19 protein-coding genes and 2 pseudogenes are annotated in these 20523 nt (G+C 34.3%); 13 read left to right on the forward strand and 8 right to left on the reverse strand.

The genetic code is table 11. The features are described 5' to 3' along the window. Positions 1 to 33: 33 nt before the first annotated feature. Positions 34 to 528, reverse strand: a pseudogene (locus GFS03_RS13835) (DUF929 family protein); the annotation flags it as partial. Between the two features lie 31 nt (positions 529 to 559). On the opposite strand from GFS03_RS13835, the gene GFS03_RS12860 reads away from it, so the two are divergent. Next, positions 560 to 1141, forward strand: a complete 582-nt coding sequence (locus GFS03_RS12860; protein ID WP_153424454.1) for a class I SAM-dependent methyltransferase — start codon at positions 560 to 562, stop codon at positions 1139 to 1141. 603 nt (positions 1142 to 1744) lie between these two features. Here GFS03_RS12860 and GFS03_RS12865 read toward each other — a convergent pair. Next, positions 1745 to 2020, reverse strand: a complete 276-nt coding sequence (locus GFS03_RS12865; RefSeq protein ID WP_238699126.1) for a nucleotidyltransferase domain-containing protein — start codon at positions 2018 to 2020, stop codon at positions 1745 to 1747. A 40-nt stretch (positions 2021 to 2060) separates the two neighbouring features. Then, on the reverse strand, positions 2061 to 2450 hold the full coding sequence (locus tag GFS03_RS12870) for a HEPN domain-containing protein (RefSeq protein WP_153424602.1): 390 nt from the start codon (positions 2448 to 2450) through the stop codon (positions 2061 to 2063). Between the two features lie 364 nt (positions 2451 to 2814). Between GFS03_RS12870 and GFS03_RS12875 the strand changes: the two genes are divergently transcribed. From GFS03_RS12875 to GFS03_RS12890, 5 genes are all read left to right on the forward strand, one after another. After that, entirely contained in the window at positions 2815 to 3969 is a 1155-nt protein-coding gene (locus tag GFS03_RS12875; RefSeq protein ID WP_153424455.1) for an MFS transporter, read from the forward strand. Between the two features lie 432 nt (positions 3970 to 4401). Then, positions 4402 to 4869, forward strand: a complete 468-nt coding sequence (locus GFS03_RS12880; protein WP_153424456.1) for a nucleotidyltransferase domain-containing protein — start codon at positions 4402 to 4404, stop codon at positions 4867 to 4869. Beyond that, on the forward strand, positions 4862 to 4999 hold the full coding sequence (locus GFS03_RS13630) for a hypothetical protein (protein ID WP_238699128.1): 138 nt from the start codon (positions 4862 to 4864) through the stop codon (positions 4997 to 4999). Before GFS03_RS12880 ends, GFS03_RS13630 begins: the two co-directional genes overlap by 8 nt. Before the next feature lie 23 nt (positions 5000 to 5022). Next, complete coding sequence (locus GFS03_RS13635; protein ID WP_349750732.1) at positions 5023 to 5229, forward strand: hypothetical protein; 207 nt, start codon at positions 5023 to 5025, stop codon at positions 5227 to 5229. 1103 nt (positions 5230 to 6332) lie between these two features. Continuing rightward, positions 6333 to 6812: a dCTP deaminase gene (locus tag GFS03_RS12890; protein WP_153424457.1), complete on the forward strand. Its 480-nt coding sequence runs from the start codon at positions 6333 to 6335 to the stop codon at positions 6810 to 6812. Here the strand turns inward: GFS03_RS12890 and GFS03_RS12895 are convergent. Together GFS03_RS12895 and GFS03_RS12900 are read right to left on the reverse strand one after the other, a co-directional pair. Then, positions 6791 to 7357, reverse strand: coding sequence for a hypothetical protein (locus tag GFS03_RS12895; RefSeq protein ID WP_153424458.1), 567 nt, complete (start codon positions 7355 to 7357; stop codon positions 6791 to 6793). The genes GFS03_RS12890 and GFS03_RS12895 overlap by 22 nt on opposite strands. A 58-nt stretch (positions 7358 to 7415) precedes the next feature. Further along, positions 7416 to 9470 (reverse strand): xanthine dehydrogenase family protein molybdopterin-binding subunit, encoded by a 2055-nt coding sequence (locus tag GFS03_RS12900; RefSeq protein ID WP_153424459.1) that lies wholly within the window; start codon positions 9468 to 9470, stop codon positions 7416 to 7418. A 101-nt stretch (positions 9471 to 9571) separates the two neighbouring features. Between GFS03_RS12900 and GFS03_RS12905 the strand changes: the two genes are divergently transcribed. Beyond that, a complete protein-coding gene (locus GFS03_RS12905) occupies positions 9572 to 10432 on the forward strand; it encodes a fumarylacetoacetate hydrolase family protein (RefSeq protein ID WP_153424460.1) in 861 nt (286 codons plus the stop codon). Positions 10433 to 11483: 1051 nt separating this feature from the next. Here the strand turns inward: GFS03_RS12905 and GFS03_RS12910 are convergent. After that, entirely contained in the window at positions 11484 to 12191 is a 708-nt protein-coding gene (locus GFS03_RS12910; RefSeq protein WP_153424461.1) for an MBL fold metallo-hydrolase, read from the reverse strand. A 60-nt stretch (positions 12192 to 12251) separates the two neighbouring features. Between GFS03_RS12910 and GFS03_RS12915 the strand changes: the two genes are divergently transcribed. The 6 genes and pseudogenes from GFS03_RS12915 (at position 12252) to GFS03_RS12940 (ending at position 19423) form a co-directional block, all read left to right on the forward strand. Beyond that, positions 12252 to 12980 (forward strand): maleate cis-trans isomerase family protein, encoded by a 729-nt coding sequence (locus tag GFS03_RS12915; protein ID WP_153424462.1) that lies wholly within the window; start codon positions 12252 to 12254, stop codon positions 12978 to 12980. Between the two features lie 144 nt (positions 12981 to 13124). Next, positions 13125 to 14441, forward strand: a complete 1317-nt coding sequence (locus GFS03_RS12920) for an MFS transporter (protein ID WP_153424463.1) — start codon at positions 13125 to 13127, stop codon at positions 14439 to 14441. A 228-nt stretch (positions 14442 to 14669) separates the two neighbouring features. Then, positions 14670 to 14981: a Rieske (2Fe-2S) protein gene (locus GFS03_RS12925; protein WP_153424464.1), complete on the forward strand. Its 312-nt coding sequence runs from the start codon at positions 14670 to 14672 to the stop codon at positions 14979 to 14981. Between the two features lie 2 nt (positions 14982 to 14983). Further along, complete coding sequence (locus GFS03_RS12930) at positions 14984 to 16927, forward strand: hydantoinase/oxoprolinase family protein (RefSeq protein WP_153424465.1); 1944 nt, start codon at positions 14984 to 14986, stop codon at positions 16925 to 16927. Further along, positions 16924 to 18480: a hydantoinase B/oxoprolinase family protein gene (locus GFS03_RS12935; RefSeq protein ID WP_153424466.1), complete on the forward strand. Its 1557-nt coding sequence runs from the start codon at positions 16924 to 16926 to the stop codon at positions 18478 to 18480. The genes GFS03_RS12930 and GFS03_RS12935 overlap by 4 nt, the downstream gene beginning before the upstream one ends. Positions 18481 to 18547: 67 nt before the next feature. Further along, a pseudogene (locus tag GFS03_RS12940) lies at positions 18548 to 19423 on the forward strand (C4-dicarboxylate ABC transporter). 7 nt (positions 19424 to 19430) lie between these two features. Here the strand turns inward: GFS03_RS12940 and GFS03_RS12945 are convergent. Both GFS03_RS12945 and GFS03_RS12950 read right to left on the reverse strand, forming a co-directional pair. Next, positions 19431 to 19622 (reverse strand): hypothetical protein, encoded by a 192-nt coding sequence (locus GFS03_RS12945; protein WP_153424467.1) that lies wholly within the window; start codon positions 19620 to 19622, stop codon positions 19431 to 19433. 43 nt (positions 19623 to 19665) lie between these two features. Next, entirely contained in the window at positions 19666 to 20508 is an 843-nt protein-coding gene (locus GFS03_RS12950) for a sulfite exporter TauE/SafE family protein (RefSeq protein WP_181443814.1), read from the reverse strand. Between the last annotated feature and the right edge of the window lie 15 nt (positions 20509 to 20523).

Here is a 20523-nt window from a genome sequence, read left to right on the forward strand (position 1 = left end):
GATGCTTCGTCCGCAAGGGCGGAGTAGTTCACTTATCTGTTCGCCAATTGGAACTAACTCGTTTTGAGGAATTGGTGTTCCATTATATGAAGCGTTTAAATATTCATTATAAACATAAGCCATGTAAAACTCTACTATAGAATTACTCGTAGAATTAGTGAATAATAATCCTGGGATATTTGCTGGGGTACGATAGGGGTCAGAATACCATAGTTTATAGCTTAAATTATCATAATGTTGCAAAACGTCATATAATGCCCAAGACGCTGCAGCACCTACTGGACAACCATACCAAGATTGTTATACTATTATCACCTTACCTTTTGGGGCTAGATCAACGTTACTTATCTTAATAAACCTACCAGAAGGAATTGCTTGAGCGGATGCCACAAAACGAGTAGTGTAGACTATTATCCCAATAACTATTATAATTATTCCGATTATTGCTATAATTAAGTTTTTTTATTTATTAATGATGATAGTAACGTGTATCTAAAAAACTTTTTTTCCTAAATCATTAGTAGTCATCTTTATTTTATATGCAGAGAGAAGTTATCCTATGAGCGTTTTTGACAATACTCATCCAGAACTCACGAGGATTGGAATTAGAATGGAGAATGTTGATACTAGATATAAGCCACTAATGAGGATGGGAATATCCATTGACGAAATGATCTACCTTGCAAGGAGACTGCACCCATTGATAAAACATGGAAAAAGGATTTTAGATTTGGCTTGTGGAAATGGCCTAATTACAGTTATCTTATCAAAGTTGATGAGTGACGCAGAATTTCATGCTGTGGATGATTGGAAAAAAGTCTCTAAAAACGATTTAATTAAGAATATTGAGATTGATAGAGCTAAAATAATGTTAGGCGAGTTTACAGATCAATTCACTTTATCATATCCAGACGCTTATTTTGACTTTGTGTATAGTGTAATGTTTTTATCAAATATTGGTAAAGACGGTAGGACCAAAATAAGTGATGAGATTCATAGAGTGTTAAAAGAAAAAGGCAAATTTGTAGTTATCGATACTTTAGTATTTAGGGGTAAAATAAAGAAGGATTTAGAGGGTAAATTTAAATTAGATTGGTATGGAGAAGAGAACGGATTTTCGTTCTTTGTTTGGAGTAAATGACAATTAGATTTGAGTATTTGCTACCTTAAATAATTACTAAAAGCAGTTATCATATTTTCCCTTGATAATCCTGGAAACATAACATTACCTAAAAGTTTTGAAATCCTCGAGGCCAATTCATGAAAAATATCGAGAACGAAATAAATTACCTAGTAAACAAGGTTAAGGTATTCGTAATAAATACACTTAACTCCGCTGTAACAACGCTAATGAGTAAGCATATAAAATTATGTTTTACGACACGCTAGTGCATAAAAGGGATAGAAAACAAGGGAGAGAATTCTAAAAGTAAGGATTACTTGAACAAGATAAGCAAGAGGGCAATACCCGAAGTTGATGTAGCTCTCAAACGAGGCTTATTTAAGGGGAATATGGTATATTATTTTTGATATAAATCTAATTTATTAGTAAGTGTAGAAAATGAGATAGATGTTAGAAAACGTTTCTCGCTTGGATTATAAGAAACTGTTTAGAGTAAGATAAAATCCGTAAAGTGCTACTACTGTATAAGAATAACGTTCTTGTCCAATAGATTCCGCTTAAGTCTATGAAGATAAGCCAATTGATATATTTTAATGCAAAAATTAACAATTTCAGTCCAGCTTATATCTCTCTGTACGTGTCTATAAACCTCTTATACCACTCCTCATAAGTCTTTCTTGTAACCACGTGAAATTCAAAAAGTGAATAATGCTTTATCTTATCCCTTATATAATTAATGAGTTTGGCATACTTATGAGGATCATCGCCGAATTCCTCAGATATTATAAGAATATCTATATCACTATCTGGTCTGAAATCACCTCTGACAAAACTTCCAAAGAGGATTAATTTCGCCTTAGGGTCTTTTTCTAACACAGTATTTTTAATGTCAGCCAAATATTTCTCAATATTTCTATTCTTTCCTCATAAATTGCTCTTAATATTTCGGCATAACCTTCATACATTGTTCAATCATCATATCAAAGTCTTCTCCTAACTTTATAGCTTTTTTCGCATCCTCTTCAGAGAAGGATTGTGGTAAGTATCTGCTAGAAATATATGAAAATTCTATGATGGAAATGAAATCCTTGTTATTCTCATAGAAGTCGTATAGGTTGCAGGGATTGTTTAAGATTTTTATAAATTTAAATAAATCGGAAATTTTCTGAGTTTTAGGGAAATCCCCAGTTAACGAATATATCAAATACTTCAAGTTTAATTGAATACTTTGTTCAATATTAAATAATACTAGATTATAAAATCCTCTCTGAAGGGAAAATTTGCCTTGTTCGAGGAATTGCTTAGCGTTAACCCTTAGAAAACTCATTATATTCCCGTATCTAATCCTTGTTTTAAATGTATCTTGAAGAATTATAATGCTTTTCATTAAATTCACAACGTAGCTTAGTCGAAAAACTTTATTGATAAGGGAGTGTTATTATAGTGCTATCCTATTGCAGCTTTGTGGAATTATTGATCCTTAATGGTGTTCAACAGTCTTTACAAGCACAGATTTAACGTGTAGAGAATAATTGATAATAGTTAAGATGATGACAATAGTTTAGCGTGAAATGTTCAATAGACTATCCAAACGTTATCCTATATAACTTGTTATAATAAGATGAATTAACATTCTATCCATACTTCTTTATCTTATTAATATTTATTAATATCTTTTTCTGTATAAACTTGTGTCATCCCCTTTTCACTATAAACAATTTACAAAGTTTACTATCTTTAGCGTGTTTGCAGGATTTTCTTTAATACAAAATGAATTAACTACTTATTGGCTCTTTATTCTCTTATTTCAACATGATATAACACTATTTGGGTTAGGAGTGATTGCCAGACCGTTAGTGAGGGTGTTCGTATCGTACTTTATGGGTTACATATCTGATAGATACGATAGAGCTAAACTATTTTACATAACTAGGGGAACTTCTGGGGTATTGTTTTTCCCTCTTACCTTTTCCTTCATCTATCATTCTATACCATGGATATTTGGAATTTACTACATTAGAACAATAATCGTTGAGTTGTCAAATAATGTTGGCTACGTTGCATATTACGCTGTAGTTCCAGAACAAGTAAGGGCTAAGGCAATATTTTACATAAGAATAATCTCAATGGCTTCCAGAGTGCTATCTGGAGCCGTTTGGTATTTCATATATAACTCAATTGGCGCTTATGATCTATTCATTGCTGGTATGCTAGGACTTATTGGGCTGGCACTATTAAAAGGACTTAATATAGGTGGGAATAGTGAGAGAGTTAAATTAAGTACGGCAATAGACTTCTTTAGGAAGGATCAAAGGGTTAGGGGGATAATATTATTATATTCAGTGACTGATGGTCTGACCTACTCTATAAATTACCTATTGCCATTGTTAATTTTAGTGTATCATGGCACTGAGGAAATATATAGTTTAACACAAAGTGTGTTATACGGAGCACTAGTGATTGCGAGTTTTATAATGACTAAAATGAAAGATCCAGTTAAAATAGCACTCACTTATATACTAAACGGTTTCTTATTCTATTTAGTATTACTATACCCATCATCATACGTTTTACTAATATCCGTATTGCTCTATGGATTTGGAGCTGGAATTGTCGAGAATTACGTGATGGCTACAATAAAACAAAGCGTTGGTAATGAGTTCCTGGGAAGTGTGTTGGGATTAGATATCTTAGCTACAAGTTCAGTTGAAATATTCTTAATACTTTTAGGTCAATACTTGATAAGTATTAACGTAATCTATTATATAATAGTAGGTATTGTTGGAATGACTTTCGTCTTGATCTCTTGGTTATTAAATCCGAAACTTAGAAGTGTAAAATTATGATTAGTAGTTTCCTGAAAATGACGTATACTATGTGACGTTTAATTTTTCCAATATAAAATAAGGTATATTTATACTATACACGCGCTTGAACTATTTTTCGATTACTTAAATCTCCTTGAAGAGAATCTGTCTTAGTGTTTAAGGTTTAAGGAATTTGAGGTAAATTCACGCAAAGTACTATTAGAAGCTTATCCCGAAAAGCAGTTTTCATTTAATGTCATTTTGACAGAAAACTATGTGTTATCCTCTTGATTTCACATTGTAATATAGTTTTTATTCAATTATATTTTCTGCGTTCCTAGAGTTTCTATTCTTTTCGCAAGTTTATTTTCAGATGGCTAGAATTATCTTTCTAAGTAGAGTCTAGTTCTACTAAGGAGAGCTATATAAATCGCTTAAGTTTTTAATGGCACATCTATTATTCTCTATTAGATGGACAAAGAGATTATTGACGCATTTCTCAATATCTATGGTAATAACTTAGTTTCTATTGTTCTTTTTGGATCTTACGCTAGAGGAGATCAAAGAAAAGATAGCGATATAGATTTACTCGTTGTACTTGAGAAAATTGAAGATAGATATGAGGTATATAGGAAATTCTTTGATGTAGAGAAGATAATTGAAAAAACTCTATATAAAGATTTAAAAGAAAAAGGCTATAATCCATATATTTCTCCAATTTTTCTTGACATGGATGGAGCTACGAAATTTAGACCTTTATATATAGATATTGTATTTGATGCAAAAATAATCTATGATAAATACGAGATAATGAAGAAAACCTTTGAAAGAGTTAAAAAGAGACTTGAAGAACTCGGAGCTAAAAGGGAGAAAATAGGAAGAATCCATTACGTTATATTAACTAAGGTAAAGCCAGGGAAGGTTATAGAGTATGAATAATAAAGAATTTGCTGAGTGTTATTTAAAGGGGGCTAAAATAAGGATAAAATACGCGGAACTAAGTCTTAATGAGGATGAAGATTATGCTTATTGTGTTAGAGCTTCACAAGAGATAGTAGAATTACTATAAAAGCCATTTTACGCTTATTAGGCATTGAGTGTCCAAAAACTCACGATCCTGGCAAGATCCTACTTCAAAGTGTAGATAGATTACCAGATTGGTTAAAAAATGAGGCTGATAACTTAGCCTATATTTCAAGATGGTTGAGGGCTGAAAGAGAACCTTTAATATATGGCGATGAAGTTGAGGGACTATCTCCGACTGAACTTTATACTAAAGTTATTGCAGAAAAGCATTAGAATCTGCAAAGCATGTTTATGAATTAGCCCTTAGGCTATTTAATGAGGTTGGTTGACTTCCTCTTCATTGTACGTTCTCTCTCAAAATCCTTTTTGAATATATCAGATAGGAAAATGAGGACAATATATAAGTTTTACAGAAAAGATATTTGAGAGTGTGATGGGTGGTATTATTATTTTCTTCAAGCTTCAAGTGTTTCTCTTTCCTAAATATTCTTGTCACTCTAACGGTAAATGAAATTAATCTCATTGTTGTGGGAATGCTAATGGTAAGTAGAATAGTGAGTTCCCATAGGATTTTGAGTTGAAATGTGATTATCATGATTAAATATCCCCGTGTTGTTACTGCTCTCTAATCTCAAGCTTTATTAGACTTCATTTAACTTATTGCAAATTCGAACACAATCTTTCCTAGCTTATTGTCAACTTATCTCTTTTGACGTTAGAATTTCTAGCAAAGTATATAGGAATCGTGTCAGAAGACTTCGGGAAAGTGAGATTATTGATGAAAATAGGATGAAAATAGATGGAGTTACTCATTGTTATTGTTGGATATTAGGAATATCATTTGAATATAGTGAAATAAATCTTAGTATAATTATAGATTTTTGAACAATATTTTAATTTTTTTCTTAAAATATGATAGAGAACTTCAGTATTAAGATAAAATCTATCTATGATACAAACGATCTCCTCCACACCCTAGTGTAGCACTTATTTTTTGCATACACTCTTCAAACACATTTTTATCTATTATATCACTAGTAAAAAAGAATAAATTCTATCATTTTAAACAATATTACGAAGACTAGTTAATACTAAATTGCCTTTGAACGATGAAGTTTCAACCCCAGTTAAAACTTCTTTAACTTCTCATAGTAATCTGAAAGCAGTAACACTTTTTATTCCTTATTACTAATCCAAAATTTTCTCTTATGAATAACAAATTTTAAAAAATCAGAAAATCCACCCCCTTTTCATAGACCCGAAATTCATCCATCTTGCTAGGATGATATTTGTCTTAGTTCACTGGATATTGCTATGGAGATGAAATTGCAATAAGCAAAATCTCTTTTTAGCTTTTCATGAGAATTTATTCTTTGATGATTCTCTCTCATCAATCTATTAAAAAACTGTTAGGTAAAGTGATATTAAATTACGTTGTAGAAAACGTAAGAGAAAATGGCTATGATTTGAGAATATGTGGTGAAAAATATTACGTAGTTGAGGAAGGGGCTCAATTACCAATTAAAAAGGCTAAACTTAAGGAGATTGAGTTTAAAGAGTCAGCAAAACTAGAACCCTTTAAGACTTATTTGTTTGAATCGTGTGAGGAGTTTGACGTTCCTGACGATTTAGCAATACTACTAACTTTAAAGAGTACTCTAGCTAGGAATGGCTTTTTAGCCCCTCCAACTATAATTGATGCAGGTTACAAAGGTAAGGTAACTTTAGCAATTACTCCAGTTTACAACTCATCTTTAGCTAAAGGTATTGCAACACATCACCTAATATTTATGAAATTAGACGAAAGGACAGAAAAGCCTTACAACGGTAAGTATCAAGGTGGAGTAGTGATCTGAACATTAGAGTATAATAAACGTCTTTGTTGATATATTGGCGAGAACTTTTGTGAAACATTAAGTGGAGTCTTTGAGAATACACAAAACTCACTCAATGGACCCATAGCTAATTGTCTTCTCCATAAATTTTGTGAGAAAGGTTCAATCTCCTTATAGAAATTCTCATACTTCATCCCACTGGGCTTTGATATCCAATATGCGTAAGTATAGGAGGGGGATAATATATCCCCTTTGACTATTCCATATAAGCCCCCTTTTCCGTTTTTAGCAATTCTTGCAATCCTATCATGAATTTCCTTTATATCACCTATTTCTAATACAGCTTTATTAATTAGATCTAATGTTTTAGAACTCTGCATGAAGTACCAATCTTCATACGCATCACCCTCAGCCCAAGGAACATAATTCACTCTTACTACTAATGAGCCTAAGTAACCTTCAATTTTAGCGTTTTTATTAAAGTAGTCATGAAACGCAACTAAGTTTCTTTCGTATTCCTCTTCATTTGAGGTACCGATTTGGTGCCAGAATACGTACGCTAACATATATAATATATTCGAAAACTAGCTAAAATAGTTATCATGTAAAAACAATAAAATTTGTTTAACCAATAATATCCCAAGGATAAATTGGAGTTTTGTTAAACTTCCTCTTTACAACTTTCTCAAGTGCGATAAAGACAGCTGGTAATCCACCAGTAGTACCAGCCTCACCAACTCCCCTACTCTTAGCAGGCAAAGCCGATGGAAATTCAACCTCATCAACATTAACCTTAAAGCTAGCTTCAACTGCAGTTGGAACACCGGTATCGGCTATTGAGGAGAATAGTGGATTACCATTCTCGTCATAAGGTGCATGTTCCCACAATACTTGTGATACTCCTTGCAATACTCCACCAATTATTTGCCCCTCAACCTCTTCCTTGACTAGAGCCCTACCAACATCATCAACTGCGTAATAATCTAATATCTTAACAAAGCCCGTCTCTCTATTTACATCTACTACTGCAACATGCGCACCTGGTGAAAATATATCGTCTGATCTATAGAAGACCTCAACCTCAACTCCATTTAATTCTTTTATTGCCTTATCAATTGGCATGTTAATTTTGCTTAATAATTGTTTACACGCTTCAATTACTGCAGAACCTCCAATAGTGCCACCTCTAGAACCAAAACTACCAACTCCCTCCTTTACGCCCTCAGTTGTGTTAGTAATGACCTCAATAATATCCTGTGATATTCCTAAAACCTCGGATGCTAATTTAGAGAACGTATCAGAATAGGCTTGTCCGTGGGGACCAGTTCCTACAAATATCTTAACCTTACCGTTCTCTATCCTAACTCTAGCACCCTCTCCCGGTGATAATCTCACGATGTCGGTAAATATCACTATGGAGACTCCTTTATCCTTGTAAACTTCCTTAGCCTTTCTATAGTACTTCTCAGCAGTATCCAAAACCTCCCTATAACCAGCAGGGTCAATCTTAACTCCTAACGGTGTTACGTATCCGTTATCCCCAAATAAGTTCTTTCTCCTAATTTCTACAGGGTCCATGCCTAACTCCTCAGCCAAATCATCAACAAGAGTCTCATGAATTAGTGCAGCCTCCGGTCTACCAGCGCCCCTGTAGGGACCAGTTGGTGGTTGGTTTGTAAAAACTCCTAACGCTCTAATAGAGGCAAACTTCATCTTATAGGGACCAGTTAATAAACTAGCTATGAATCCCGGAGTTGTGGGGTTAATTGTGTAATTATACGCACCTAAATCGACTGCGACGTAACCCTCTATGCCTAAAATTTCACCTTGCCTAGTTGCATATAGTTTAACATCTGATAATACTCCTCTACCAACAGTTGGGTTTTTCAAGTGTTCATACCTAGTTTCAATCCACTTTACTGGCCTATTCAGCTTCATAGATGCAATTGCTGCTAAGACGTATTCGGGATGCGATGGTACCTTATTTCCAAATCCACCTCCCACATTAGGTGCAGAGTAAACCCTTATCTTTTCGGGCGAAAAATTCAAAGCTTCTCTAAGGTCATTCCTTATCCTAAAGGCAGATTGAAAAGAACCATAAACGTTTAGATGTTCACCATCCCAGTGTACTATAACTCCCTTAGGTTCCATAGGGTTTGAAACTATCCTATTCTGTTTGATTTTCCTACTTACAACAACTTCCGCTTTACTCTTGGCTGATAACTCACCGCCTTCGAGTAATAGATCTACTGAAATGTTCTTCTTAACACCAGGATGTATCTCTTCATCATTATCCATAGCCTTTTCCAGATCGACTACTGGTTTTAATTCTTCGTAATCAATTGTAACCTCCTCAGCAATATCTTCGATCTTATATCTGTCATCAACGACAAACGCTAGAACTGGTTGGCCTACAAAGTTAACCCTTCCATCTGCTAAAACTGGCATTCTGACAATCTTTGATGACTTAGAAATGTTAGGTGGAACTGGGACTGGCATATAGGTTTTTACATCTTCCCACGTTAGGGATAAGAGTGCACTTTCAGGTTTAGATATGCTTCTTATTATCCCCCTCGCAATCTGTGATCTAACTACACCAAGGTAAACTACGTTTTTCGGATTTATATCATCAATGTAACTCCCCTTTCCAATTATTTTAGGAAGATCCTCTTTTATCATCGTTATAAATGTTGGTTAGCTACTTAATAGTTTTTCTTGAAACTTGTACGATGAAACTTGTTTGATGAAGTATATATTTAGCTTTATTACGAGTGATAAGTATGACGAAGTACGTTTCGTTTTATGTGGGAAACGTTAGAAAACTTGGGATAGTAGAGGGAGATAATATATACGAGATACACGATTTCGGAAAGGAAGAACCTAAGGGAAAGACCTATAAGCTAAGTGAAATAGTTTTCGATATTCCCGTACTACCTTCAGCAATAATATGTACTTTAGTTAATACTCCAAGAATGATTGGAGTTAGTAACAAGGAGGAGGCAAGGGAAATGGTTAAAAGTCCTAAATTCTTTTTAAAACTTCCGACTGTTGCTATAGCTCATAAACAACCAATATTATCACTTGAGGATGCGATACGTCCAGAGGTCGAAATAGGGATAGTAATTAAATCAAAGATGAAGGAGGTACCAAAGAGCAAGGTGAAGGATTACATTCTGGGTTATACAGTATTCAACGATATAACCTATCCTCCAGGTATGAAGGAGGATTCGTATTATGCAATGAGACGAGATCCAGCTGATGGTAAAATAAAGAAAATGTTATTTAGGGGTACACACTTCAGAAATAAGGTTAGGGATACTTTTGCACCAATGGGACCGTATCTTGTCACAGATGAAGAGATTGGCGATATTAACTCATTGAAGATGAGGAGTTATTATAATGGTGAATTGGTTCAAGATGGGAATTCTAATGAGTTCATATTCTCTATAGAGGAAATTTTGGAGGAGTTATCAAAAATAGTTACAATTCCACCACTTAGTGTTGTTTCTACTGGAAGTGTTGGCTATATTAACGCTCAAGACGCTTCCGAATTTCACTTAAAGCCAATTGAAAATGCCATAATGGTTGCTGAAATAGAGAAGATAGGTAGATTGGAGAATCCGACAAAAATTATAAAATGAGTTGTTCCTCTCTCTAATGCCATATCAGCAGATTCCAAGTAATCTCCTCAAAAATAAATCTGTAATATTGATAAGTGTTTCTTCCTTTTTAATTGGATAATCTCTACAGTAGGTATATTAACACTTAATCAATAACAGAATTTGCTAAAGTCTTAAATTCTCTCTTCACGTGAGCAAAGAGAGAATAGGGGAACATTGCTATTTAGAAGGTTATTACGCGAAATAAGAACTTAGCCAAACTTATGACCTAAAAGAAGACCTAATATGTTGCTATATGAAGTCTCTATGAGAATCCTTACATTGCCATATAGTTCTAATACTTATTTCTTGGATAGATCAAGATTAGTAGCCATAACTAATACTTGATACTTTCCTTTTCCCTCTCTTCTCCCTACAATGAATGATTAATCTGAACTTGACTTTCTGGTCCTTCTCGCGTAACTCACTATTCGTTTCGTACTTCCCGTTCAATTGATTTTCACATTACAACTAATACTGATTGATATTACTTCAATTGTGAAATAAAGATTATTATGTAGATAAAGTAGAATCTTAAATCTAGTATAATTATACTTACCTTCAGCACATTCCGTTACTTGTTACAATCTCCACAATCTCTTTCCATGTCATTACTGTTTCCTTTTGTATAAATTCTTATGCGAGTAGTTTGTTGTTACCGTTATGCGTCTTTCCAAAGAGTATGCTGCTTTTCTTTTATTCCTTGAGAGGTTAATATGAAAAGTAATCATATCTTGTTTGTTGAATGTCGTTTTTGTGAGCAAAATGAGTATTCCGCTTCTGCTGCAACATTTAGGACTTTGGTTTTGTCATCTTAAATTTTTTCTCGTATACTCAATAGTAGTAATATTATTAATTTTATTACTCTTACAACTTTAATATTCGGAAAATAATTAGTACAAAATTGTCAAGTTGTATCGATATAGTCTATTAATCCACATTTCTATTATTATCTTATATAATTATATAATATCTTAAGTAGTCTTATTTATAAACTTACTAACTATATTTCACTACAAAATTATAGGTCAAATTAAACTTTTTTTATCAGTATTTTAAGTTTATCATTTTTACTGTATACGACGAATTCGTTATTGACAAAATTGGAATCTGGAATGATCTCTACAATATTAGCATCTCTTTTTATGGTAAATGGAATATCGTGACCAGGTACTACCTTATTGGCAAGTTGTAACACTTTTCTAATACTTCTATTAGCTTGGGTAATATCATAATACGCAAAAGATGTTTCGCCACTCTGCGCGTCAACGATGTATTTAATAGCGTCTCCAACGAAAATGGTATCGTTATATATTACACCTAAACTTCCAGCAGTATGGCCTGGCAATAAGATAAACTTCAAGCCATATACTTCCTCATTATCTTTGACTAAAATCATTCTATCCTTTAACAGATCTGGTAGATAAGTAACTGAATAATTATCCGGATTTGTTCTTGTATATTCAACTTCTTCCCTGGTAGTATAAACTTTGGCATTTGGAAATACTAGTGAGTTGAGCGAATGATCATAATGCATATGGGATAAAATAATCCCATCAATATCAGATGGTGACAATCCGTTATCTTTTAATGCTTTTAATAACACTTCCTTATTTCCGAAGTGTCCCGGATCATAAATCAAATATTTATCATCAGCGTTAATTAATATAACATTACAAAAACCTACGAAACCTAAACTAGTAAAAACCGGTACTCCATTAACTAAGATCTTCCAACTCATAACGAAAATTAGTTATCTCATAGTAAAAAGTTTATATTGATCTAATCAGATAAGCCCAACATGGAGTGGATAAAAGTAGGAGTGATAATTCCTTCTTCTAATACTACTGTAGAATATGAATTTAATAGTGTACTTAATCAGATTAGGGAATATAGAATTACCCCTCACTTTTCAAGAATAATGCTGAGAAACGTTACTATAGAGGATTTAGCAGAAATGGAGAAGGAGACAGAAAGGGCTGCTATTGAATTGTCAACGATCTCGCCTCACATTATTTCTTATGCTTGTACCACTGGTAGTCTATTTAAAGGACCAACACATCATGAGGAAATAATCCGAAGAATAGAGAAGACTGCGAAAGTTCCAGCTACTGCTACGTCTGGGTCTGTAATAAATGCGCTGAGGAAATTAGGTGTAAAAAGACTAGTTCTACTCACACCTTATATAGAAGAGGTTAACAAAAAAGAAATAGAGTTCTTATTTAAGAACGATTTTGAAGTAGTTAGAAACGCAGGAATGGGTATCCGTGAGAATATTAGAATAGGCCAAGTGACACCTGAGGAAGTATATAATTTTGCAATAAACGTTCTTAAAGACATTAAGGAGGATTATGAAGGTATTTTTATTTCTTGCACGAATCTTAGAACATTCGAGATTCTCGATAGAATAGAAAGGAAATTAGGAAAACCAGTAATCAGCAGTAACAGTGCTACATTATGGGAAGTACTATATAAACTGAACATTAACATTAAAATAAAAGGGTTAGGGCAATTATTCGAATTAAATTAAAAACCTTAAAAAAAAGTAAAAGGAGTTACAATTACGATAAGGATGAAAGGAAGCCATTAAAAGAGATAAGAGATTAAAGATTATTGATATATCTAAATAAATAAAACATAAATATATGAGGCTCAAATTGTATATAGTGGGAGAATGGTTTCCGAGAAAACTAAGGCTATAGTTGCATCAAGCTTTGGAATGGCACTAGAATGGTATGATTTTTTCATCTACACTTTTGTAGCTACTGTTGTTTCGAAACTATTCTTTCCATCATCTAATCCAATAACTTCACTATTAGCTTTTTACTTAACGTTCTTCATAGGATTTTTAGGTAGACCACTAGGTGGTTTAGTTTTCGGATATATAGGAGACAAACTAGGAAGAAAGTCTTCACTAGTCTTTACTATTTTGCTTACTGGACTTAGCGTATTTTTTGTTGGACTCTTACCAACATATTATCAAATAGGTATATTAGCGCCGATCCTACTCGCTATACTAAGGTTTTTAACGGGTGTGGCGTTAGGCGGTGAATGGGGTGGTGCATTTTCGTTAACATCGGAATACGTAAATCCAAACAGAAGAGGGTTATATTCAGGTATTCTTCAAGCAACGGTATCTATTGCCAATTTGCTAGCAACTGGTATAATCTTTGTTATAATCGCAATAATGGGACAAACTGGGTTTGATAACTTCGGATGGAGAATATTATTCTACACTGGGCTATTTATTGCAATAATAGGATTAATAATAAGACTTAGAATTGAAGATTCACCGGTATTTAGAAAATTAAGAGAGGAGCGAAAAGTAGTAAGAAATCCAATCACTGAAGCATTTAGAAATTATTGGAAATTAATAGTTGCAAATCTATTTATAGTTGGGGTTATTAATGGAGCTTGGTATTATACAAATTTCGCATATTCCATAAGCTATGCTACAACTATAGCCCAACGTTTTAATATGCCTCATCTTTCCCTTCAAGTAATAAATTTCGCTATACTCATTGTATCAGTAGTAGGCATATTTGCCTCGATATTTTTTGGATATTTATCCGACCTTATTGGAAGAAGGACGCAAATCATAATAAATGCCATAATAGGTATAGTACTAGCTTATCCATACTACTATTTATTACTTCAAGGTAATGAATTAGCGGCAATCAGTGCAATAATTCTTGGTGGATTATTAATATACTATTTTTCGGGTGCAATAACGCCAGCGTTTCTTGTTGAATCATACCCGCCAACTGTCAGATATACTGCAATATCATTTACATATCAAATAGGTGTTGGATTCATAGGGGGTCTTACACCGTTTATCTTGACTTATTTAGTTGGCGTGACTAACAACATATTCTCTCCAGTTTACTTTACAATCGCAACTGGTTTAATCGTTCTAATACTCGCACTGTCTCTTAAGGAAACTAAAGGAAAAATTTATGAAGGAGAAGAGATACTAAAACAAGAATATTAGCTCAAAAATAAATATATCTTTTTTTATCTTATTACCAATATCATAGAACTAATTATTTATACATACTTGATACTAAATAATGAAGTACATTATACAGTGCCTCTTTTTTGGATAAATCTTAAAAGTTAAGCTAGCTAGTATCACTTGGTGAAGAGAACTCCCCAGCCTGAACGGTGAGGAGTCCTTTAAGCGCTGAGTTTTTAAGCGGAAATATATCTTTATTATGTAATGTTAAAGGTAATCGAAATCAATGGGTATCCGATAATGATTTATGAAAAAGACGGTGAAGAGCACAAATACCTAGCGGGTTGTCCTCATAAGCAAAGGCCAATAACTGCTGAAGGATATAAAATTGATGGGGATTACATAGTTTGTCCATTTCATAATGCAGTATTCTCACTTATCACGGGTGAATTAATGAAACCACCAAATTCCAAAACACCTTGTCCGACCGATTGTAGATTAATAAGGGTCAAGATAATAAATGGGGAAGTAACTTTTGAGGATAAACCATTTATACCTAAAATGAAGGGTAAATAAGTATGGAATGTAAGGTTGCAATAGATATTGGTGGAACTTTCACTGACTTCATTATCTTATCTAATGACGGAGACATTAAGACAGTAAAAGTCCTAACTAACCCTAAGGATCCTGGGCAAGTAATTAAGGATATACTAAGCACTCTGAATTGCAATGTAAATGAGATAGCTCACGCTACTACTCTTGCAACGAACACGCTACTAGGACAAGAAAACTTGACAATACCAAAAACTGCCTTATTGATTACAAAAGGATTTAGAGATATTATTGAAATAGGTAGACAGAATAGACCCAGACTTTACGATCTGTATTTTGAAAAACCAAGACAGCTAGTCCCAAGGGATTTAAGATTTGAAATTAATGAGAGAGTTGATGCTGAAGGTAATATAATGAAGGAAGTAGATCAAGATGAAATAGAAAGAGTTGTTAAGAAACTTTTAAATGAAAATGTACTATCTATTGCAGTAAGTTTTCTGCACTCCTATCTGAATCCAAAAAATGAGCTGATTACTGAAAACGTATTAAAGAAGTACTTCAAATACATCTCAGTATCGGCTAAGATAGCACCAGAACCAAGGGAATATGAGAGATCTTCCACCGCTGTAGTTAACGCAGTACTAATGCCATTAGTATCTGCATATCTTGAAAAATTACAAGTCTCTTTGCCAACTGAAAACTTTTACATTATGTCTAGTTCAGGGGGATTAATTGATATTAAAGAAGCTTCTGAAAAGCCAGTACAACTGATCGAATCTGGACCAGCAGCTGGTGTAATAGCTTCAGCTAGTTTCTTACCTAATGAGAGTTTAATAACCTTTGACATGGGTGGTACTACTGCTAAAGCTGGTGTCGTAATTAATGGAAATTTCGAAATGAGTACTGAATACGAAGTTGGAGGAGAAGTACATCACGGAAGGTTGGTTAAGGGTAGTGGATATCCGATAAGATTCCCATTTGTAGATTTAGCGGAAGTATCTGCAGGCGGAGGTACAATAATATGGAGAGATGAGGCTAATGCCTTAAAGGTTGGACCCATAAGTGCTGGCGCTGATCCCGGACCAATTTCTTACGGCAAAGGAGGAAACAGACCCACCATAGCTGATGCAAATTTGATTTTAGGAAGATTAGGAACTGAACTAATTGGTGGCAATCTAAAATTAGACAAAGAGAGTGCAATAAGAGGAATGAGTAAGCTCGGTGATCCATATGAGGTAAGTAGGAACGCTTTAGAATTGATTAACCTAGAGATGGCTAGAGCAATAAGGCTAGTTACAGTGGAGAGGGGATTAGATCCATCAAACTTCTCCTTAATAGCCTTTGGAGGTGCTGGTCCACAACATGCACTATACTTAGCTGAGGAGATTGGGATAGAAAAGGTTATAATATCGCCTCATCCAGGATTATTCAGTGCATTGGGACTATTACTGGCTGATTGGCGTTTTGAAGTTAGGAAATCATATCCTAAAGATCTTGAGAGTGAATTTAAGCAATTGGAAAAGGAGCTATACGAGAAGTTAAAGGGAAACGTCGATTACTTCTTGAGATTTGCAGATGTGAGGTATGAGGGACAAGGATGGGAATTAACAATTCCAGTAAATAACGTTTATGAAGTTAGGAAAGTGTTTGAAGAGAAACATCTAGCTACTTACGGTTTCGTGATGAAGGATAGGGAGATAGAGGTTGTTACAATAAGAGTTTTCGCTATCAAGAAGAGACCATTACCTAGAATAAAGGTAACTTTTGGAAATTGGGATAAGCCAAAGGAGGTTAGAAAAGTAATGATTAATGACGATTGGGTAAATGTCAACGTTTATGTCAGGGAAAAGTTGCCTAAAGGCTTTAGAATAAGGGGACCAGCAATAATTGAGGAATACAGTTCTACTATAGTTATAAAGGATGGTTGGAATGCAACTATAGATGACTCAATAGTATTGGTGAGAGAATGACGAGTTGGGAAATAATTTACAAAGCCTCGGAGTTCATCGCTGAGGAAATGGGCGTTATGCTTAAGAGATCAGCAATGTCACCGAACATTAGGGAGAGGATGGATCATAGCTGTGCAATAACAGACGCTGAGGGTAATATTGTAGCCCAAGCTGAGCATATACCAGTTCACCTAGGCTCATTTAGTATTGGAGTTAAGAACACGTTGAACTTAATAGGTGAGCTAGAAGAGGGTGATATGGTTATTTTAAACGATCCTTATATATCCGGTACTCACTTGAATGACGTAATGGTTTTGGCACCAGTTTACTATAATGGCAAGTTGGTAGGATATGTGGTAAATAAAGCGCATCATGTTGATGTAGGTGGACCAATGCCGGGTAGTCTTAATCCATATGCAACCACAATTTATGAGGAGGGCTTCGTAATACCCCCAGTGAGGTTAATGAGAAAAGGGCAAATAAATAATGAGATTGTTGATATAATTAAGCAGAACTTTAAGGTACCTGAAGTATCAATAGGTGATTTGAATGCACAAATCTCGGCAAACCTTAACGGTATAGCTAGGATTAAGCAAATGTTTGATAAGTACAGATATGATAACGTTCTTAGCGCGTGGAATACGTCTATGGAATACGGAAAGAAACTAGGACTATCTGAGATTTCAAAATGGGGTAATGGTGTAGGCGAGGATGAGGATTATTTAGAGATAGGTGACGAGCTAAAGAAGATAAGACTAAAGATTAAGATTGATGAAGATGGTATTTACGCTGATTTCACTGGAACTGATACCCAGATTGAGGGACCTTTAAATGCAGTATACGGAGTTACGTTTTCCGCTGTTAGTTTCGCAATAAGATCATTAATAGGCAAGGACATTCCTACAAATGAGGGCTTTTACAGTCTGATTAAGGTTAATGCACCTAAAGGTACGATCGTTGATCCCAATAAGCCAGGAGCAGTTGGTGGTGGTAATGTTGAGACCTCACAGAGAATCGCTGATGTTACCTTTAAGGCATTATCTCACCTTATTAGTGTTCCAGCTGCTGGTTCAGGTACTATGATGAATGTGATGATGGGTGGTATTTACAAAGGTAAGTATTGGGCATATTATGAGACGATAGGTGGTGGTACTGGAGCAAGGCCGAATAAGGATGGAGTATCTGGAGTGCAAGTTAATATGACTAATACTTTAAATACTCCTATTGAGATTGCTGAGAGATATTATCCATTAATGTTCACAATGTATAGGATTAGGGAAGGGAGTGGTGGGAATGGTAAATATAAAGGCGGAGATGGGATAATTAGAGCATTTAAGGTCTTAGAGAAGACTAGGTTATCAATTATGGCTGAGAGGTTTAAAGTTCCTCCTTGGGGCTTAAAAGGTGGTGAAAGCGGAAAACCGGGAAAGGTCACGATAATAAGAAGTAACGGTATAAAGGAGGAAATGCCTAGTAAGTTCTCAACAATTTTAAATAAGGATGATGAAGTGATTATTGAAACTCCAGGCGGTGGGGGATATTATACTTCTAATGAGAATTGGAGAAGATCATAATTATTTTTTAGTGTTTCACGGTGATGGGAAAAGCTTTTAGGTATAAGAAAAGCTTTCATTTAATACTATGTTTCTAGATGATATTTTTGGACAACCCATTTCTTTCACAATGCTTATGGGGATTGCAGGGATATCGATAGCGTCATACTATAGTAGATTAACCATAATATCACTATCCTCATTTGGAGTGTCAGTAGTATTATTAGCAGTGTTAATCTCCTTTTTTATCCTCAATTTGAAGCGAATAAAATACGAAATCGTTGACTTTCTGGCTATTATCTCCGGACTTACCTTATTTATTGGAAGACTGAGGCTATTCTATCCTTCACTCTTTTATCTGGTTCCCTTAGGAATATTATCGATCTTTTACCCTATAATAACGTATAAGGTGCTTAGGTCTTTAAAACAAGTCTCGTTTAAGTACCACTTACTAGGAGTTTCAATTACGCTTCTCTCAATTGAACTACGTAGTTACCTACCTATCTTGTCTTTTATATTCGTAGTCGTCGGCATTTTAATGTACTTCACGGTAACTTCTCTTCTATTAAAGAGGATGATTAGGGAGAAGGATGTAATTAAGGTCATAGATGGTTCGACGTGGATTCAAATGGGATTACCCGCGTTGTTATCTTTTGCGATTAGCCCCTTTTCTAAGGTAGTGAGTTTAACTCTTTAGTATTTGGCTCTATCGTTACTACCTCTAGTAATACTAGCTAGTATAATTAAACTAATTTTTATTGAGATTTCAATAAGGCAATTTCATCCATCCCTATGGTCAATAATATTTCCTCAGGCTGTTTTTTCGACCGATACGTTTAATTTAATAAGGGTACATATTCTCGCTTTACCTATCTTATACCAAATCTCCTTATTTGTGTTGTTTTCAGCGTTATCTCTATTTCTACTATTTCTTTCCATTGCAATCTTTTCCGTTATAAGTTAATAGCTTCCTATTCTTGATTATCTTTTCTTTCCACATACCTCATAAAGAGAAATATACTTAATGCCCATAGAATGGATAGAAATAACATTATATCTCCTATTACGTAATCTCCTACTATCTCTAATCCAATGCCAAGGGAGGCTAAAAAGATAACTCCAGATACTATGTACACTAGTTCCTCAAAATCCGGTTTTTCCATATTTTTAATTTTAGTTTTAGGGCTTATAAAAACAAATTATTAATCAGTATGATTTTAACAATCTCCTCTTCTTTTTGATATATCTTGATAAAAGATACAAGTCTATTACAATGGTTATAATCATAGGCCAATACCATATCATTCCATAACCTACAACTTTACCTAGGTTGAATGAAAGACCATATCCGCTTATCCAACTATCAAAACTCATAACAAGTCTTCTGAAATCTTCCTTTTGCCTTATCACTCTAGCCATGAATATTCCAATTAACATCCCAGTTATCACAGCTGGTGAGGTGACTACAGCGTAGTAGATTACTTGGGAGCTAAAAACTCCTAAAGTAATGTAAGCACTAAAAGTTGTAATACTCTCTACTACTCTAAGTAGTGCTATAGCGAACTTAAACTCCTCTTTTGCCAACCCTTGATTATTAATTATAAGGGCTAAGGGTGGTCCACTTATTGTTGATACCCCATATAGGACACCTACTGGAAAGGTTACTAAATATCCGACTTTTTTCCACTTATCTAAACTTATCTCCTTTCTAAAACCACTAGCTTGTAGTAGGATCAATGGTATAAGTAAGCTATATACTATCACCTTTATCGCTGCTTCGTTTACGGAAATTTTTAGAACATATGCTCCTATTAAAGATCCTATAATTATTCCAGGGACTCCGTAAATGGTAATTGTTAGGGATTTTTTAGTATAATTCCTAAAATTTAATAGAATATTAGCAACATTCTGAAAAATTTCTATAAAGTTTAATACTGGAGAGATTTGTCTATTGGTATACCTTATGAGCAGTAACGGCGTTGCCGTGGCTGAAAATCCATATGCAAAGGCACCACTAGGTATGGAGGCGACGAAGAGAATTACTGACAAATAAATTAAGTCTAA

This window comes from Sulfolobus sp. E5-1-F (genome assembly GCF_009601705.1).
Classification (GTDB): domain Archaea; phylum Thermoproteota; class Thermoprotei_A; order Sulfolobales; family Sulfolobaceae; genus Saccharolobus.

Bases quoted from the DNA above. Each gene is read 5' to 3' on its own strand.
- GFS03_RS12860 (WP_153424454.1), top strand. From the start codon at position 560: ATGAGCGTTTTTGACAATACTCATCCAGAACTCACGAGGATTGGAATT.
- GFS03_RS12870 (WP_153424602.1), bottom strand. From the start codon at position 2,450: ATGAGTTTTCTAAGGGTTAACGCTAAGCAATTCCTCGAACAAGGCAAA.
- GFS03_RS12880 (WP_153424456.1), top strand. From the start codon at position 4,402: ATGGACAAAGAGATTATTGACGCATTTCTCAATATCTATGGTAATAAC.
- GFS03_RS13630 (WP_238699128.1), top strand. From the start codon at position 4,862: ATGAATAATAAAGAATTTGCTGAGTGTTATTTAAAGGGGGCTAAAATA.
- GFS03_RS12890 (WP_153424457.1), top strand. From the start codon at position 6,333: ATGATTCTCTCTCATCAATCTATTAAAAAACTGTTAGGTAAAGTGATA.
- GFS03_RS12895 (WP_153424458.1), bottom strand. From the start codon at position 7,357: ATGTTAGCGTACGTATTCTGGCACCAAATCGGTACCTCAAATGAAGAG.
- GFS03_RS12900 (WP_153424459.1), bottom strand. From the start codon at position 9,470: ATGATAAAAGAGGATCTTCCTAAAATAATTGGAAAGGGGAGTTACATT.
- GFS03_RS12905 (WP_153424460.1), top strand. From the start codon at position 9,572: ATGACGAAGTACGTTTCGTTTTATGTGGGAAACGTTAGAAAACTTGGG.
- GFS03_RS12910 (WP_153424461.1), bottom strand. From the start codon at position 12,191: ATGAGTTGGAAGATCTTAGTTAATGGAGTACCGGTTTTTACTAGTTTA.
- GFS03_RS12915 (WP_153424462.1), top strand. From the start codon at position 12,252: ATGGAGTGGATAAAAGTAGGAGTGATAATTCCTTCTTCTAATACTACT.
- GFS03_RS12920 (WP_153424463.1), top strand. From the start codon at position 13,125: ATGGTTTCCGAGAAAACTAAGGCTATAGTTGCATCAAGCTTTGGAATG.
- GFS03_RS12925 (WP_153424464.1), top strand. From the start codon at position 14,670: ATGTTAAAGGTAATCGAAATCAATGGGTATCCGATAATGATTTATGAA.
- GFS03_RS12930 (WP_153424465.1), top strand. From the start codon at position 14,984: ATGGAATGTAAGGTTGCAATAGATATTGGTGGAACTTTCACTGACTTC.
- GFS03_RS12935 (WP_153424466.1), top strand. From the start codon at position 16,924: ATGACGAGTTGGGAAATAATTTACAAAGCCTCGGAGTTCATCGCTGAG.
- GFS03_RS12945 (WP_153424467.1), bottom strand. From the start codon at position 19,622: ATGGAAAAACCGGATTTTGAGGAACTAGTGTACATAGTATCTGGAGTT.